Origin of the sequence: Rhodococcus sp. WS1, assembly GCF_003797745.1 — a bacterium.
Taxonomy (GTDB): Bacteria; Actinomycetota; Actinomycetes; order Mycobacteriales; family Mycobacteriaceae; genus Rhodococcus_F; species Rhodococcus_F erythropolis.
Genome location: NZ_RKLZ01000002.1, coordinates 1,176,910 through 1,193,013 on the forward strand (window position 1 = coordinate 1,176,910; position 16,104 = coordinate 1,193,013).

Annotated in this window: 17 protein-coding genes; 10 read left to right on the plus strand and 7 right to left on the minus strand. The window is 61.5% G+C overall.

Translation table 11 applies throughout. The features are described 5' to 3' along the window. The first annotated feature begins 9 nt into the window (after window positions 1-9). Window positions 10-1,149: a serine hydrolase domain-containing protein gene (locus tag EEB12_RS17980; RefSeq protein WP_047888998.1), complete on the plus strand. Its 1,140-nt coding sequence runs from the start codon at window positions 10-12 to the stop codon at window positions 1,147-1,149. 237 nt (window positions 1,150-1,386) lie between these two features. Further along, window positions 1,387-2,481, plus strand: a complete 1,095-nt coding sequence (locus EEB12_RS17985) for a GGDEF domain-containing protein (RefSeq protein WP_042953148.1) — start codon at window positions 1,387-1,389, stop codon at window positions 2,479-2,481. A gap of 9 nt (window positions 2,482-2,490) precedes the next feature. Here the strand turns inward: EEB12_RS17985 and EEB12_RS17990 are convergent, their stop codons facing one another. Together EEB12_RS17990 and EEB12_RS17995 are read right to left on the minus strand one after the other, a co-directional pair. Further along, window positions 2,491-2,703, minus strand: a complete 213-nt coding sequence (locus EEB12_RS17990) for a hypothetical protein (RefSeq protein WP_020971089.1) — start codon at window positions 2,701-2,703, stop codon at window positions 2,491-2,493. 32 nt (window positions 2,704-2,735) lie between these two features. After that, window positions 2,736-4,166 (minus strand): MFS transporter, encoded by a 1,431-nt coding sequence (locus EEB12_RS17995; protein WP_070795540.1) that lies wholly within the window; start codon window positions 4,164-4,166, stop codon window positions 2,736-2,738. A 63-nt stretch (window positions 4,167-4,229) separates the two neighbouring features. On the opposite strand from EEB12_RS17995, the gene soxR reads away from it, so the two are divergent. Next, window positions 4,230-4,670, plus strand: coding sequence for a redox-sensitive transcriptional activator SoxR (gene soxR / locus EEB12_RS18000; protein ID WP_020909439.1), 441 nt, complete (start codon window positions 4,230-4,232; stop codon window positions 4,668-4,670). A gap of 12 nt (window positions 4,671-4,682) precedes the next feature. Here soxR and EEB12_RS18005 read toward each other — a convergent pair whose 3' ends face one another. The 3 genes from EEB12_RS18005 to EEB12_RS18015 form a co-directional block, all read right to left on the minus strand. Continuing rightward, window positions 4,683-5,489, minus strand: coding sequence for an ABC transporter ATP-binding protein (locus EEB12_RS18005; protein ID WP_046379453.1), 807 nt, complete (start codon window positions 5,487-5,489; stop codon window positions 4,683-4,685). 15 nt (window positions 5,490-5,504) lie between these two features. Continuing rightward, window positions 5,505-6,209 carry a FadR/GntR family transcriptional regulator gene (locus EEB12_RS18010; RefSeq protein ID WP_124568106.1) on the minus strand — a complete coding sequence of 235 codons (705 nt, stop codon included), beginning with the start codon at window positions 6,207-6,209 and terminating at the stop codon, window positions 5,505-5,507. A 101-nt stretch (window positions 6,210-6,310) separates the two neighbouring features. After that, a complete protein-coding gene (locus tag EEB12_RS18015) occupies window positions 6,311-6,871 on the minus strand; it encodes a QsdR family transcriptional regulator (protein WP_003943195.1) in 561 nt (186 codons plus the stop codon). 158 nt (window positions 6,872-7,029) lie between these two features. Between EEB12_RS18015 and EEB12_RS18020 the strand changes: the two genes are divergently transcribed. From EEB12_RS18020 to EEB12_RS18045, 6 genes are all read left to right on the plus strand, one after another. Continuing rightward, window positions 7,030-8,001 (plus strand): phosphotriesterase, encoded by a 972-nt coding sequence (locus EEB12_RS18020; RefSeq protein ID WP_019745711.1) that lies wholly within the window; start codon window positions 7,030-7,032, stop codon window positions 7,999-8,001. A 3-nt stretch (window positions 8,002-8,004) separates the two neighbouring features. After that, entirely contained in the window at window positions 8,005-9,660 is a 1,656-nt protein-coding gene (locus tag EEB12_RS18025; protein ID WP_141488251.1) for an AMP-binding protein, read from the plus strand. A gap of 250 nt (window positions 9,661-9,910) precedes the next feature. Beyond that, a complete protein-coding gene (locus tag EEB12_RS18030; protein WP_020971085.1) occupies window positions 9,911-11,302 on the plus strand; it encodes an MFS transporter in 1,392 nt (463 codons plus the stop codon). 68 nt (window positions 11,303-11,370) lie between these two features. Next, the gene (locus tag EEB12_RS18035) at window positions 11,371-12,045 is read left to right on the plus strand and encodes a TetR/AcrR family transcriptional regulator (RefSeq protein ID WP_019745708.1); all 675 of its coding nucleotides are present in this window, start codon (window positions 11,371-11,373) and stop codon (window positions 12,043-12,045) included. A 38-nt stretch (window positions 12,046-12,083) separates the two neighbouring features. Beyond that, window positions 12,084-12,716, plus strand: a complete 633-nt coding sequence (locus tag EEB12_RS18040; RefSeq protein ID WP_029256475.1) for an HAD family hydrolase — start codon at window positions 12,084-12,086, stop codon at window positions 12,714-12,716. Window positions 12,717-12,772: 56 nt separating this feature from the next. Next, the gene (locus tag EEB12_RS18045; protein WP_019745706.1) at window positions 12,773-13,060 is read left to right on the plus strand and encodes a putative quinol monooxygenase; all 288 of its coding nucleotides are present in this window, start codon (window positions 12,773-12,775) and stop codon (window positions 13,058-13,060) included. A gap of 52 nt (window positions 13,061-13,112) precedes the next feature. On the opposite strand, the gene EEB12_RS18050 is transcribed toward EEB12_RS18045, so the two are convergent. Further along, a complete protein-coding gene (locus EEB12_RS18050) occupies window positions 13,113-14,633 on the minus strand; it encodes an AMP-binding protein (RefSeq protein WP_141488252.1) in 1,521 nt (506 codons plus the stop codon). Window positions 14,634-14,737: 104 nt separating this feature from the next. Here EEB12_RS18050 and EEB12_RS18055 point away from each other — a divergent pair, with 104 nt between their 5' ends. Further along, window positions 14,738-15,451: a TetR/AcrR family transcriptional regulator gene (locus EEB12_RS18055; protein ID WP_019745704.1), complete on the plus strand. Its 714-nt coding sequence runs from the start codon at window positions 14,738-14,740 to the stop codon at window positions 15,449-15,451. A 90-nt stretch (window positions 15,452-15,541) separates the two neighbouring features. On the opposite strand, the gene EEB12_RS18060 is transcribed toward EEB12_RS18055, so the two are convergent. Then, complete coding sequence (locus tag EEB12_RS18060; RefSeq protein ID WP_003942878.1) at window positions 15,542-16,018, minus strand: MaoC family dehydratase; 477 nt, start codon at window positions 16,016-16,018, stop codon at window positions 15,542-15,544. Window positions 16,019-16,104: the final 86 nt, after the last annotated feature.

Genomic DNA, 16,104 nt, shown 5'->3' on the forward strand with positions numbered 1-16,104 from the left:
AGGCTGTCAGTGGCGAACATCGAAGGCGTATGTGACCAGCGATTCTCTGGCTTGAAGGAGGCGCTGGCACGCAATCTCGATTCCGGCGAGGACGTCGGGGCAGCGATCGCACTGACGATCGACGGCGAATCCGTCGTCGACATGTGGGGCGGTTGGGTCGACGTCGAGCACACTGCTCCTTGGGCCCGCGACACCGTCACCAACGTCTGGTCCTGCAGTAAGACCGTGACCGCACTGGCCGCGCTCATGCTCGTCGACCGCGGGTTGCTGGATCTCGATGCCCCGGTCGCGCAGTACTGGCCCGAGTTCGCAGCAGCGGGCAAGGACCGTATTCAGGTCCGGCAACTGCTGTCGCACACATCAGGCGTTTCGGGGTGGGATCAACCGTTCACCTTGGAGAACATTTGCGACGACGAATACGCCACAGCCCGGTTGGCGACGCAGGCCCCGTGGTGGGAGCCGGGTACCGCATCCGGATATCACGCCCTCAACTACGGCCACCTGATCGGCGAGGTCGTCAGGCGCATCGACGGTCGAACCCTCGGCCGCTTCATCGACGAGGAAATAGCCGGTCCGCTCGATGCTGATTTCCGCCTGGGCTTGCCGAAGTCGGAATACGGGCGAGTCTCGAATGTGATTGCGCCACCGCCGTTGCCGATAGACATCGCGGCACTCGGGATGGACAACATCATGGTGAAGACCTTCACCGCGCCGCCGGCCGACGCGACAGGTTCGTGGACCGACGGGTGGCGAGCCGCCGAGATCGGTGCGGCCAACGGTCATTCGAATGCGAGGGCACTCGCAAGGATCCAATCGGTGATCGCGTGCGGTGGCAAGGTCGGTGACGTTCGCCTGCTGTCGGAGGAAACGATCGACAAGATCTTCGAGGAGCAGTCGTACGGGGTCGACCTCGTCCTCGGTGTGCCGGTCCGCTTCGGCGTCGGATTCGGATTGCCGACGCCGGAGTCCGTCCCGTTCATTCCGGAGGGGCGAATCTGCTTCTGGGGAGGTTGGGGTGGCTCGCAGATCATCATCGACACCGAGAAGCGCATGACCTTCTCGTACGTGATGAACAAGATGGGGCCGGGCCTGCTCGGTTCCGAGAGATCGGCGCAGTACGTATCGGCTGCCTACGACGCACTGAGCTGATCGATGTGACTGCGTTTGATCGATATGACAGGGAGGGCGAAGCGCTACTCAAATCCTTGCTGAGTAGTAGCCGAGGGGGCTGGGTGTAGGCCCGATCGCTAATCCGGCGGAACGGTTGGTTTGTCTGCTGCAGCTGACTATGCTGCCGGATATGCCAGTGCGCTCCGGGGGGAAATCAGCTTGTCCGCTACGTCGAAGTGTGCCCGAAAGTTGCAGACCTGCATCGGCTGACCGGCGATGAAGGGTTTCGTCGAAGTTGTCATGCGCTGGTGGCAGTTGCCGGACCAGTTCCATAGTTTCAGCAGGTACCTCGAAGACCGCGGGTTCTTGACTTCCTGCCGGGCGCTGGTCGGCGGAACGGCACTCTGGATGGGGTTGGTGTTGCTGTCGGCGCGATTCAGTGACGTCGGTCCGCAAGGTACGTTCTGGCGAGCGGTCAATCTCATGGTCATCGTCCTGTGCGTCGGCGCGGCCCTGATCTGGTGGTTGTTTCCGCCGACGCCGCTGTGGTCGTACACCTTTGTCGTGGGTTCCGACGTTGCGATTGCGGCGGCCGCCGCAACCGACTCGGAACCGATGGGACGGCTCATCGCGTGCGTCGTGTTTGCGTCGATCGGCGGCTATATTGCGTTCTTCCACAATCCGAAACTCCAAGTCGGTCACTTGGTCTTCGCCTCGATTGTCACGGTGCTTTCGGGGTGGACTTTGTTGTTCGGACCAGCAGCGGACGTCGGCTTGGGGTTGGCGAAAATCGCGGTCGTGATGGCCACCATCATTGTGATTCCCGTGGTGTCCCAAATGGTTCTGGCAGTTCTGGGATCCGACGCCACTACTTCCGACATCGACCCGTTGACCGGTCTGCTCAACCGTCGCGGACTTTCGCGTCGGGTGAAGGATCTGATGGGGCCTCCGGTGACCGAGGCCGACGCGGTTCTCGTAGTGGTGATCGATCTCGACCGATTCAAGACGATCAACGACGTTTACGGCCACGACGTTGGGGACAGCACGATCCTGCGAACGGCGCTGCGCATTCGCCTGTGGACAACCAAAGCTGCACTGACCGCCCGCGTGGGCGGTGACGAGTTCGTCGTGGTCGAGCGGGTGCCGGTCAGCGTGATAGCGAGGCTGGAAGGACAGATCCGCTCGGCAATGGACGGGGCGACCGATGATCCACCGACGAGCGCGAGCATCGGAATGGCGGTCCGCACCGCGCCCCGGCATCCGGGTGAGTCCGTCGACGAAGTCTTTGCCGAACTCTTCCGCGTCGCGGACACGGTGATGTACGAAGCGAAGCGCGAAGGTGGCAACCAGGTTCGGGCGAGCCTGGTCTGATGTGAGAGCTCAGTCGGCGAAGCTCAGGCCGCGTTCGGCGAGTGCTTCACGCAGAATCCTCAGAGCCTTCGGTCCCATCCCGTGCAGAGCGCCGAGTTCCTTCTCGGACACGGACGTCAATTGCGCGAGATGGGTGTAGCCCGCTCCGATCAGCGCGCGCTGTGCGGGAGCTCCCGTTTTCGGGAAGTCGGTTTCCACTGTGCCCGGATCCGGTTCTGTCACTGGTCAACTCCTCCGTGTGGGTTTTCCACAGTTTAGCGAGCGTCGTGAACGATTTCGGGGCTGTCGATTTTGTCGGGCGTTCGCGGAAGTGCGCGAGCTGCCACGGCAATGCCGATGATCGCGATAGCGGCGAAGGTGAAGAGAAGCAATTGCGCAGAACGAAGCGTCGACGGTTCGCCGATGTTCACCAGCACTCCGGCCAGGGCTGCGCCGAAGGCATTGGCGATCAGCTGAACGGTGTTGATGGCAGCGGAGGCACGCGCACCTTCTCCGGGATCGGTAACCGAGGTCATCGCACCGACTGCAAGATGGGGCCAGGCGATGCCGATTCCGACGCCGGCGACCAGCAGTCCGATCACCCACGCGACCATCGCACCGGCGCCGGCGTGTTCGGTGAGAAATGCTGCCATGATGCCCAACCCGATCGCGACGAGGATCGGCCCGCTGACAACGATTCGTCGCACGATACGAGGGGTAGTCGCCGAGGCGCTCGGGATTTCGCCGAGAGTCCAGCCGAGAGCGAGTGCGGCCCCGAGGAATCCGGCCGCGAGCGGTGCCAGTCCGGCAAGTCGTTGGCCGAAGAGTGGAATGAACGTCTCGACGGTCGACGCAACAGCGAGGACGACGATGGTCAGGTACACCCACTTGAGCGACGACGCGTTGAACGTCGACGGCGGTAGTACGCCGTGGCGCGAGCGACGGTCAGCGGCGACAAAGGCGATCAGTAGCAGCACAGCGGCGAGAACCATTGCTGCGGTCACTGCGAGGTTGGACAGAATTCCGGCAACGCTGACCAGCAAAGCTGCCGCAGTCAGCAATGCCAGTGAGAGGACCGGCACCGGGCTACTGGTGGTGCTGCCCGGTTCATGTGCCGGTAGCGCGCTGGGGACGAGAGCTGCGACTGCGATCGTCGCGATGACCAGAACGCCGAAAGCCCATCGCCAGGCTCCGAATTGAGCAAAGACGCCGCCGATTGCAGGGCCGGCGAAGGTGCCGACTCCCCACATTGCCGAAACCAGCGCGGCCCCGCGGGTCCACAGATGTCTGGGGAGCGCGGCATTGATGACGGCGTAACCGAGACCAGCCAGCAGGCCACCTCCCGAACCCTGGATCGTGCGGCCGACCAACAGCAATTCCATGGTCGGGCTGACCGCACAGACGACGGTGCCGAGCGCGAAGATCGCGAGGCCGATCAGGTAGGCCCCGCGCGGTCCCCTGGCGGCGAGGACGTTGGTGACCAACATCGAGGAGATGACGGAAGCGATGAGGAAGACCGTCGCGGTCCAGGCGTAGTACTGCTGACCGCCGATGTCGTCGATGGCAGTCGGAAGCAGGCTGGTCGTCAGGTAGACGTTGGTCGCGTACAGCGCGACGCCGCCTGCGAGGACGGTAGCGGTGCCGAGGTATCGACCGCTCAGGAGCTGCCGCCAGGTTCCGGCGGGAGCATCGGTGGGGGAGTGCATGGTGTCGAAGGTAGAATCTCAAGTGCGCTTCAGGTCAATGTCGCGCAGCCATTGGGAGGCAGAATGATCCGTAAGAGTGACGAACTTCTCTCGATCGGTGAGGTATCGGCGCGCACCGGCGTCGCCGTGTCGGCGGTGCGCTACTACGAAACACTCGGTCTGGTTCCTGCAGAGCGGACGGCAGGAAATATGAGGAAGTTCCCGCGGCACTCGATCCGGCGGGTGTCGCTCATCCAGTTGGCAGTCAGGTTCGGGATACCTCTGGCAGAAGTTGCCGAAGTATTCGGGTCGTTGCCGCAGGGACGAACTCCGACGAAGAAGGACTGGCGCAAGATTTCGACGGAGTGGAATCAGCGCCTCGAGGATCGCAAGCAGGCCATCAGTCGGATGCAGGACGAACTGACGGGCTGTATCGGCTGTGGGTGTCTGTCACTCAAGACATGCAACCTGCTCAACCCTGGAGACGAACTGGGCCGGGAGGGGCCCGGCGCCAGACGTCTCTGAAACTACTGTTGGTCACACTCTTTCGCGTGGCCGCGACTGAGCATTCCACCGACCACCACGACGCTCGATCTCGATGGGATGCGAGAAGCACTCGCTGATGTTCTGGGTGGTGATCACATTCTCGGCGAGGCCGCTGGCGGTCACGACGCCGTCCTTGATCAGGAGAGCATGTGTGGTGGTGCTCGGAATCTCTTCGATGTGATGCGTCACGAGGATGCTGGCAAGTGACGGGTTCTGATCGCGGAGATCGTCCAGAGCCGTCAAGAGCTGTTCGCGCGCAGCAAGATCGAGCCCGGTCGCCGGTTCGTCGAGCAGGAGCAGGCGTGGTTCCACCATGAGTGCACGGGCGATCAGGGCTCGCCCCCGTTCGCCCTGGGACAAGTTGGGCCACAGTGCGTCCGAACGCGGACTCATCCCGAGTAGATCGATCAGTGCGTCGGCATGAGCCTCTTGCTCCGGCGTCGGTGACCACCGCGGCATTACCTCGGTGGTGTTGGTGAGGCCGGTGATCACGACGTTGCGGACGGTGATCGGAATCCCGATCGTGTGACGCGGGTTCACGTGCCCGATGTCCATCCGCAGTTCCCTCATGTCGACTCGGCCCAGCTTGTGCCCGAGGACGTAGACGGAACCGCGAGTGGGGTGGGCGGTTGCTCCGAGCAGGCTCAGGAGGGTGCTCTTGCCTGCACCGTTCGCGCCGAGGAGTACCCAGTGTTGCCCGGGTTCGATCGAAATGTTGATGTCTTTCAACAAGTATCGGCCGTCGCGGACGAGATCCACGTGTTCGGTCGACAGAACTGTGCCATTGGGGTGTTGCACGAGAACTAACCTCTCTTAGGCGTCGAGCACACGCAACCGCCGTAAGACGGTGTCGATATTTGCTCGGGTTGCCGCTACCGCGGCTTCTGGGTCGGCGTCTTGAAGGGCCTCGACCAACTGATCATGGGCATGTGAGGTGTCGGGGACGCCGGCCTCGTGGGCCATCATCTCGACGAGGGATTCACGAAGGAGTGGACGCACCGACGTGAACAGCGAGAGCAGAACCGCGTTTCCGGACAACCGAACGACTTCGGTGTGGAAGTCGAGGTCGACGTCGACGAACTTCTCGACATCACCCTCGAAATGACTGTGTCGCATGGTCAGTCGCCGCCGTAGGCCGTCGAGATCCTCGGGTTGTACCCGCTCCGCGGCCAGCCTGGCGGCCTCGATCTCGAGTGCGCGCCGCACTTCGAAGACCTCGAGGATCCGCGAGCGTCGAAGAAGTTTGGTGAATTCGTCGACGTGCTCGAGTTCGGACGCGGCAGCCACGAAGGTTCCGACGCCGTGTCGGACTTCGAGTAGTCCGTCGCGAGCGAGGAGGCGGATGGCCTCGCGAATCGAGGAACGCCCGACGCCGAGTTCGACGGCGAGGGCCGCCTCGCTCGGTATGCGCTCGGACGGCGCCCACGTTCCTTGCATGATTCGCCCGCGCAGCAACTGTTCGAGTTGCGGTACCAGCGGACCACTGCGAAGGGTGAATCCTGTGTGGTCGTCGGACACGGCTTGCCTCTCGTGGGGGTACCGACAGGGTAGCAACTCGTCAGACGTCTGAGGACTCGGGTTGACGGTGTGTCGCAGCAGCGCTCACGCAGTCGATACCGTCAGTTACGGGTGACGCCGAGGAGCAGTGCGATCAGGTCGAGGGCCGTCTCGATCTCCGCCTTTTCCCGCCCGAGTAGAGGGGCGTAGAGGTGTACGTCGCAGATGCGAACGAGAGCTTCGCCCAGCACTTGCGGCGAAAGCGTGATCGTCAGTTGGCCGGCGTCGACCTGGGACTGCAAGATTTCGGCGGTGATGGAGGCGGAGATCGATTCGATGGAGCCGGGCATCATCGCGAGTTTGATGAACACCATCGGTTCGCGTTTGGTCAGCGCTCGCAGTTCGGTCGACGATTCCACCGACCGCATGACGCGTCCGAAGACGTCGAGGATGTACTCCGGACCTTGCCCCGACGCCTGTGACATCGCCTTCCGGTATGTCCGTTCGGTGGCCTCGGCCAGCACTGTTCCGAGCAGTTCGTCGCGATTGCCGACCCAGCGGTAGAGCGTCGCGCGGCCTACTCCGAGACGTTCGGCGAGCAGTGACATGTCGAGTGGTTCCTCCGCGAGGTACATGCTCGCGGCGGTGTCGATCGCGCGTCGGCGTTCGAGGTCGGTAGGCATCGGGACATTCTCTCCGGTTGTCCGGTACTGCACAATTTCGGCGGTCGAACAGAGGTGGGCTTCGGGTGGATCGAACCTATTGACGAACCAAGCGACGTGAGACACACTAGCTCATTGTCTCATGTTAGTGATGGCGATCACAGTCAGGGGTTCGATCGATGAGTTCAGTACAAACCGTTCGTGGGCCGGTGGACACAGCCGATCTGGGAAAGGTGTTGATGCACGAGCATGTCTTCGTTCTGGGGGAGGAGATGCGTCAGAACTATCCCGACTACCCGGAGCCTTGGGACGAGGAGGCTCGAGTAGCCGATGCGGTGACCAAGCTGTCCGAACTGAAGTCGCGAGGGATCAGCACGATCGTCGATCCCACGGTCATCGGACTCGGTCGCTACATCCCGCGTATTGCGCGGATCAACGAGCAGGTCGATCTCAACATCATCGTCGCCACCGGCGTCTACACGTACAACGACATTCCGTTCCAATTCCATTACACCGGTCCAGGTTTGCTGTTCGACGTGCGCGAGCCGATGGTTGATCTCTTTGTGAAGGACATCAAGGACGGCATTGCCGGCACAGACATCCGCGCGTCGTTCCTCAAGTGCGCCATCGAAGAACCTGGTCTGACTCCCGGCGTCGAGCGTGTGATGCGAGCGGTCGGTCAGGCGCAGGTCGAAACCGGGGTACCGATCACGGTTCACACGAACCCGCACACGGAATCGGGCCTCGTTGCGCAGAAGGTTCTGGCCGAGGAAGGTGCAGATCTGAGCAAGGTCGTCATCGGGCACTCGGGTGATTCGACCGACCTGGACTACCTGTGTGCACTTGCCGATGCGGGTTCGCTACTCGGGATGGACCGTTTCGGTCTCGATGTTCTGCTCCCGTTCGAAGAGCGGGTGAACACCGTCGTGGAATTGGCCCGCCGAGGCTATGCCGAGAAAATGGTTCTGGCACATGATGCCTCGTGCTTCATCGACTGGTTCTCGAGTGAGGCCAAGGCAGCCGCAGTGCCGAACTGGAATTTCACCCACATCAGCGATCAGGTCATTCCCACGCTACTCGAACGTGGCGTCACCGAAGATCAGATCAACACCATGCTGGTGGATAATCCGCGTCGGTACTTCGAGAGCTGAGTTATGACCAACGTGTACGAGAGCAAGCCATGGCTCGCCAATTACGACGCCGACACTCCACCGAACGTGGACATCGAGCATGCCAACGCCCTCGCGATGTTCCGTGCGTCGCTGGAGCGCGATCGCACCGCCCCGATCATCAGGTACTTCGACAGGACTGTCAGCTTTGCCGAGCTCGACGAGATGTCGGACGCGCTTGCCGTAGCCCTCGCCGTGGACGGAATCGGGTTCGGCGACAGAGTTTCCTTTGTCCTGCAGAATGTTCCGCAGTTCGTCATCGCGACGGTCGCAGTCTGGAAACTCGGCGCTGTCGTCGTTCCGGTCAATCCGATGTACCGGGACCGTGAGCTGTCCACCGTACTCGCGGACAGCGGCGCGGTAGCAGTCATCTGTCTCGAGTCCTCGGCCGAGACCGTGGCGGCTGCGTCCGAGGGCACCGAAGTGCGACGGGTCATCACCACGTCGGAACAGGATTTTCAGTCGCGCGACGATGAACGGATCTTCGGTTCGGCGTCCAGGATTCGTCATGATGGATTTCCGGACCTATTGGAACTGATCGAGGCTCATCGAGGACAGAAGCCCGAGAAGGTCGATCTGTCCCCGGAAGACCTTGCCTACCTTCCTTATACGTCGGGGACGACCGGCCCGCCGAAGGGGTCGATGAACACGCACGCAAATGTCGTGTTCGCAGCGCAGATCTATCGGGACTGGTTGGGGCTGCGCCCCGGCGGCGCGATGTTCGCGGTGGCGCCACTGTTCCATATCACCGGGTTGATCGGGCACGTCGCGGCTCCACTCCTGGCCGGCGCGCCCACGATTCTGACCTGCCGATTCCATCCCATCGTTGCAGCGGAGTCGATTTCGGAGCATCGGGCTACCGCGATCATCGGAGCGATCACCGTATTCATCGCGTGGACGGACAGCGCCGCAGTCTCGAAGGAATCGTTGAGCTCTCTCGAGTCGGTGTATTCAGGTGGCGCGCCGATCCCGCACGCGGCGTTGGAAGCGTTCCGGGCGAAGTTCGGTCACTACATTCACAACGGCTACGGGCTGACCGAGACGAACAGCCCGGCGATCGTGGTGCCGAATTCGCGTGAAGCGCCGGTAGATCCGGCGTCGGGGGCCGTTGCTGTCGGCGTTCCGGTATCGAATACGTACGCCGAGGTGGTGGACGAGAACGACAGGCCGGTACAGATCGGGGAGTACGGCGAGATCGTGGTCTCCGGTCCCCAGGTTGCACTCGGATACTGGAACAAGCCGGGCGAGACCGCACATGCGATGCCGGACGGGCGTTTTCACACCGGCGACATCGGATTCATGGACGGCGACGGTTGGTTTTACATCGTCGACCGGATGAAGGATCAGATAAATGCCTCGGGCTTCAAAGTGTGGCCACGCGAAGTGGAAGATGTTCTCTACGAACACCCTGCCGTACGAGAGGCTGCCGTCGTCGGTGTCATGGATCCGTATCGCGGCGAAACCGTGAAGGCCTTCGTGTCTTTCAAGGACGGTGCCGAGGCGACCACCGAGGATCTGGTCGAGTTCTGCAAGGAAAGGCTTGCAGCATACAAGTATCCACGCATCGTCGAGGTCATGAATGACCTGCCGAAAACAGTGAGCGGCAAGATTCTTCGTCGTGAACTGCGGGTACCGAACTAGATCTGCCTGACAAACGAATTGCCGGCCGCCGACAAGGTGAGCCGGCCATTCGTCGTGGTGATCGGCGAGCATCGATAGGGGATTTAGTCCCTTATGCGGCAATGCATTTCAGTGATTGACATCACTCTTTTTGTATCGCAGACTGATCGCAACGCCACAGAGTTGAAGTTGGTGTCAGTTTCTACTTCTGGCCCGGTTTCACTTCTCAACTCCCGGCGCGACGAGCGTCCGACCCATCGAGGAGTAACCCATGACGAGATCGGCAGTGGATTCGAGCACGCAGGCAGGGGGCCTGTCCGATCAGGAACGGAAGAAGAAGAAAGCGCACCGCAAACTTCTCGGCGCGGGACTGCTCGGCAGTTCCATCGAGTGGTACGACTTCTTCTTGTACGGAACGGCTGCGGCACTGGTCTTTCCGCATGTTTTCTTCCCCGATTCATCCGCACTGATGGGCACATTGCTCTCGTTCAGTACGTTCTGGGCCGGCTTCGTTGCCCGCCCCATCGGCGGTTTGGTCGCCGGACACTTCGGCGACAAGTACGGACGCAAGCCCGCCGTCGTCACCTGCCTGTTGCTGATGGCCGTCGCGACGTTCCTGATCGGCGCGATCCCTAGTGCGTCGGCAATCGGCGTCGTCGCTCCGATTCTTCTGGTGACACTGCGATTCATCCAAGGTCTCGCCTGCGGTGGCCAGTGGGGCGGAATCGTCCTTCTCCTCACTGAATCCGCGAGTCCCAAGAAGCGCGGATTCTCAGGCACTTTCGGTCAGATGGGTGTCTCGTTCGGTGTAGTGCTGGGCAACCTGGTCTTCCTCGTCGCGACCGCGACCATTTCCAACGAAGCATTCCTGAGCTGGGGTTGGCGGGTTCCGTTCTTCGCCAGCGCGCTGCTCTTCCCTGTGGTTCTGTACATCCAGACGAAGGTCGAGGACACGCCGGAATTCCTCGAGTTGCAGGAAGACGCCAAGAAGAACCAAAAGGACGTCGTCGTTCAGGCTCCACTGGCGCAGGCGCTCAAGGATCACTGGCGCAAGATCCTGCTTGGCTGCGGACTTCTGGCCGCCACCAATGCACTGTTCTACATCAGCATTGCCGGCGTACTCAGCTACGGCACAACCGAACTGGGGTTGAAGCGGAACTCACTGCTCATCATCTCGCTCCTGAGCGCGTTGCTGACAGTCGGCGTGGTGCTGTGGTCCGGGAAGATGTCCGACAAGATCGGTCGTCGTCCGATGATCCTGATCGGCGCCGCGGCGATCGTGGTCTGGGCATTCCCGTACTTCTGGTTGATCAACACCAAGTCCCTGCCGCTGTTCTTCATCGCAGTCACGGTCGGCAGCGTGTTCCAGTCGATGACCTACGGGCCTATCGCGGCATACATGGGTGAACTGTTCGCACCCAACGTGCGCTACTCGGCAGCATCGTTGGCCTACCAGTTGGCTGCGATCACGGTCAGCGGCGGCACCCCGTTCATCATGACAGCACTTATCGCGAAGACCGGAACCACGACATGGGTTGCCGTGTTCGTGGCACTCATGGGCTTGGTGACCTTCTTCAGCGCTTGGGTGCTGAAAGAGACCAACCCGAAGGAAGTTCGGGACGATCCGAACGCAATTCCGGGCGCGCACCTCTACGCCAGGTAATACCTTCGGTCTCGAACAGACGCCCGCTATCGGTCACCGGTAGCGGGCGTCTGACGTATAACTGGAGCATGGCTGCAGCACGCACAGGCTCCGAAGATGCTTCGTCGACAGTGTCACGGGAACTCCCCTCCACTCAGCGTGGTTTGCGTACGCGTCGAGCGTTGATCGATGCGGCTCGCACCGTCTTCGAACGGACCGGTTATCTGGACTCGCGTTTGATCGACATCACGGTGGAGGCGCAGTGCTCGGCCGGTACCTTCTACACCTACTTCGCAAGCAAGGAGGAGATCTTCGCGGCTGTGATGGAGCTGGCGCGCGAAGACATGATGCATCCGGGAATGCCGCACACTCCGAAAGGCGCGGATCCCGCTGAGGTCATCGCGGCGAGCAACCGCGCGTACCTCGAGGCGTACCGACGGAACGCGAAGCTGATGGGATTGCTCGAGCAGGTCGCAAGTATCGATCCGGAGTTCCGGGTTCTCCGCCTCGAGCGTGCTGACGCGTTTGTTCGACGCAACGCGCGCAGTATCGAGAAGCTGCAGAAAGCCGGTCTGGCGGACGCGAACCTGGATCCGCTACTGACGTCTCGGGCACTCTCCGGGATGATCAGTCGACTTGCGTTCGGGTACTTCGTATCCCGCGGCGGCGAGGACGGCGCCGCCGGAGTGACCTTCGATGGTCTGCTCGATACGGTCAACCGGTTGTGGATCAACACTTTACAATTCTCGCTGCGCCAAAACTGATGTTGACGCCGGGTTCATGTTTGGTGTCTGATGGAGCAATGACACCTACGCGTACGGCAGTGCTCGTCGATTTCGGTGGAGTTCTCACCTCCAGTGTTCTTCAGGCCTTCGAAGATTTCGGGGCCTCGCTTGGGGGCGACCCACGACTTCCGTTGACCCTGCTCTCCCGCGACGACGTCTCGAAGAGGCTGCTCTCCGATCACGAATCCGGAAAGATCGACCAGGAGGCCTTCGAGGCCGGATTCGGAGAACGTCTACGAGCGCACGGCGCAGTCGTCGACAGCGTTGGATTGGTCGACCGTATGCAAGCCGGGCTGATTCGAGACGAGGAGATGGTGCGTCTGCTCGCAGACGTGCGGGCGGTGGGACACCCTGTTGCGCTCGTCTCCAATGCTTTCGGGCGTGATTGTTATGCGGGATTTGTCCTCGAGGACCTGGCCGACGAAGTGGTGATCTCCTCGGAAGTCGGGATTCGTAAGCCCTCTCGTCAGATCTATACCATCGCGTGTGAGCGCCTGGGCGTCGCGCCCGAAGATGCCGTGATGATCGACGATCTGCAACAGAATCTCGACGGTGCGGCACGATTGGGGATCGCCGGCATTCTCCACACCGACGCGGAAAGCACTCGCAGACAATTGGCATCGACGTTCGGACTACTGCCCACGCAGTGAAACTGTAGGTTTCTCGGTAACACTCGAATACTGCTGGAACACTTTTGGAGGAACGAATGATTGCTGTCATCGCGGATATCACCGTCAAGGACGGAAGCGGCGAGCAGTTCGAAGCCGTAATCGCCGAACTTGCGGAGAAGGTGCGCACGGAGGAGCCCGGAACGGTTCTGTATCAACTGATCCGATCGAAAACGGATGCGAATTCCTACAAGTTCATGGAGCTGTATCAGGACGGTGCTGCCATCAAGGCTCACGGAACGTCCGAGCATTTCCAGGCTGCAGGAAAGGCGATGGCACCCTTCCTCGCCGGCGCCCCGCAGATCGAGTACTTCGACGCTCTCTGAGTGAGTGAACAGGTGAGCCCCGGCGAAATCTCGCCGGGGCTCACCTGTGTTTTCAGTTCTGCTTCTGGGCGAGGAGTTCGGTTCGGTCGATCGATCGCTTGAGGATCTTTCCTGTCGAACCCTTCGGGAGTGCGTCGATGAACTGGACGACTCGGGGAATCTTGTAGGCGGAGAGACGTTCCCGAGCCCACGAAGTGACGGCGTCTGCTTCGAGGTCGGAGCCTGGACGCACGGCCACCACTGCGGCAACTTCCTCCCCGTAGTAGTCGTCGGGTATGCCGATCACTGCGGCTTCGATGATGTCGGGGTGCTGGTAGAGCACCTCTTCGACCTCGCCCGGATAGACGTTGTATCCACCACGGATGATGAGGTCCTTCACTCGGTCGACGATGCGAAGGTCCCCGTCGGGATCGGTCTCACCGAGGTCTCCGGTGCGGAACCATCCGTCGTCGGAAAGAACGGCGGCGGTGTCGTCAGGGCGCTTCCAGTAACCCTTCATGACCGTCGGTCCTTTGATGAACACCTCGCCCACTGTGCCTGCCTCGCAGACATTTCCGTCGTGATCACGCACCTCGACCTCGGTGCGCGGTACGGCGCGGCCGGTGTATCCGATCTTTGCGACGCGGTCGATGTTGTTGAAAGTCCCGAAGGCGCTCGTCTCGGTGAGACCGTAGCCCTCGAGAATCGTGCAGTTGAACCGTGCTTCGAAGGCACGAGCGACTTCACCGGGAAGTGATGCGCCACCGGAGATTGCGATCCTGAGTTGTTCGAAGTCGGAGCTGTCCACATCGGCGGCGGCGTGCAGCATGGCATTCCACATGGTGGGGACACCGGCCATGATGGTGAGCTTGTCCCGGCGGACCAGGTCGAGCATGGCAGCGGGGTCGAACCGGGCGAGCAGGGACAGTGATCCGCCGCCGGTGAAGGTTGCCATCATGACCGAACCCTGGCCGAAGATGTGAAAGAGCGGCAGTCCGGTTCCGGTGCGGTCCGAGGGGTTTCCGCGGCTGCTCTCGGCGCCGATCTCACCGGCGGACAACAAATTCCCGACGGTCAGCTGAGCGCCCTTCGGGCGTCCGGTGGTGCCGGAGGTATAGAGAATCGCCGTGGTGTCTGTTGCTTCACGGTCGACCACAGTTGCGGGTGCATGATCGGCCTTCGCCGACTCTTCGGTGAGTGTCCACACCGGGACGCCGCGCGCGCTCCCTGCATCCTGGACTGCGGGACCGAGCTGATGCCACGCGATGGCCAGGGAAATCTCCGCGTCGTCCAGAACGTACTCGACTTCGGGTTGCGCCGACATCGTGTTGATCGGTACCACGACACAACCTGCGGCCTGAATTCCCATGTACGCCACGACGAATTCCGCTACCGACGGTGCCGCTAGGAGAACCCGATCGCCTACGCTCAACCCGGCGTCGCGAATGCGGCCGGCGAACGCCAGGGATGCGTCGTGGAGCTGCCGGTAAGTCCAGTGTTCATCCGTGCCGCGGATCGCAATGCTGTTTCGAATTGCGATGTTGTCCGGTGTGACTTCCGCGTGACGGGTCACCGGGTCGAGAACGCTAACCATGGTTCTGCCTTTCGGGAGGAATCGACCGATTGTGTGTCCTGGGTCTCACCAGAGCGTACACTTGAATCCGGCGTCAACATCGAGTCTGCTGGGATTGTCCCGAAATGATGTTGGCTCGGAAGGATGGGGAGCGCACCGTGCTCGATGACGAATCGCGAATTGCCGCCCTGCCGGTGGCTCCGCCTGCGCTGCTCCGAGATCGGCCGACTACCGAGCGGGGAACCCGCACGCGCGCAGCGCTGATTGCCGCTGCCCGGACGGTATTCGAGCGTAGTGGCTATCTCGATGCCCGTCTGATCGACATCGCCAAAGAAGCCGGCTGCGCGACGGGATCGTTCTACACCTACTTCGCGAACAAGGAAGAGGTCTTCGCCGCCGTCCTCGAGGTCGCGCGAGACGACATGATGCACCCGGGCATGGGACGCGTTGCGGGCGCAGACGATCCGTACGCCGTGCTCGAAGCAAGTAATCGAGCGTATCTGGCGGCGTATCAACGCAATGCGAAATTGATGGGGCTCATGGAGCAGGTTGCTCACATCGACCCGGAGTTCCGAAAGTTCCGCAGCGAGCGTGCCAATGCGTTCATACGCCGTAATGCCCGCGGGATTGCAGATCTGCAGAGTCGTGGTATCGCGGACACGACGCTGGATCCAATGACAGCGTCAATTGCTCTGTCCGGCATGGTGAGTCGGCTCGCCTACAGTCTGTTCACCCTCCATGAGGGTGAGGTGGACGGGCGTTCGCCGGAGTTCGATCAGATTGTCGCCACGGTGACAGACCTGTGGGCTAACGCGCTGAAGTTCCCTGACCGATCCTGAAGCGGCAGGTCGCCCCGGCCGTATCGACGTTCGAGCGGCCGGGACGTGCCGAGTCTTGTTTCAGCTTTTCTCTGTTCAGCTTTTCTCTGTTCAGCTTTTCTCGACGACGCGAGCGACGGATTCGGCCACGACGACTGGCTTGTCGGAACCTTCGCGCTCAACCACCTGGCTCATCTTCACCTGGATTCCGCCGGGCAACTGCTCCGCGGACACAACGGTTGCACGCATGCGGACCCGGGATCCCACGGGAACGGGAGCGGGGAAGCGAACCTTGTCGTAGCCGTAATTGAGGCTGTGGGCGAAGCCGTCGAAGTGGATGAGTTGGTAGGAGAACTGTGGGCCCAGCGAGAGGCTGAAGAGTCCGTGCGCGATCGTGCTGCCGAGCGGGCTCGATGCGGCTCGTTCCGGGTCGACGTGAATCCACTGATGATCGTTTGTGGCTTCGGCGAACGCGTTGATGCGCTCCTGGGTGATGTCGTACCACTCCGTCGGGCCAAGTTCCTGGCCGATGAGCTTCTCGAGCTCGGCGAAGGTGGACGGGCGGACGGGCAATTGGTTTTCAGTCATCGTTGATCCCTTTACTCGCAGTTCAGGAGGACGGAACGGGCCGTTCGGGTGACCGTCGCGATTCGACGGTTGAAACTGACGCCGGA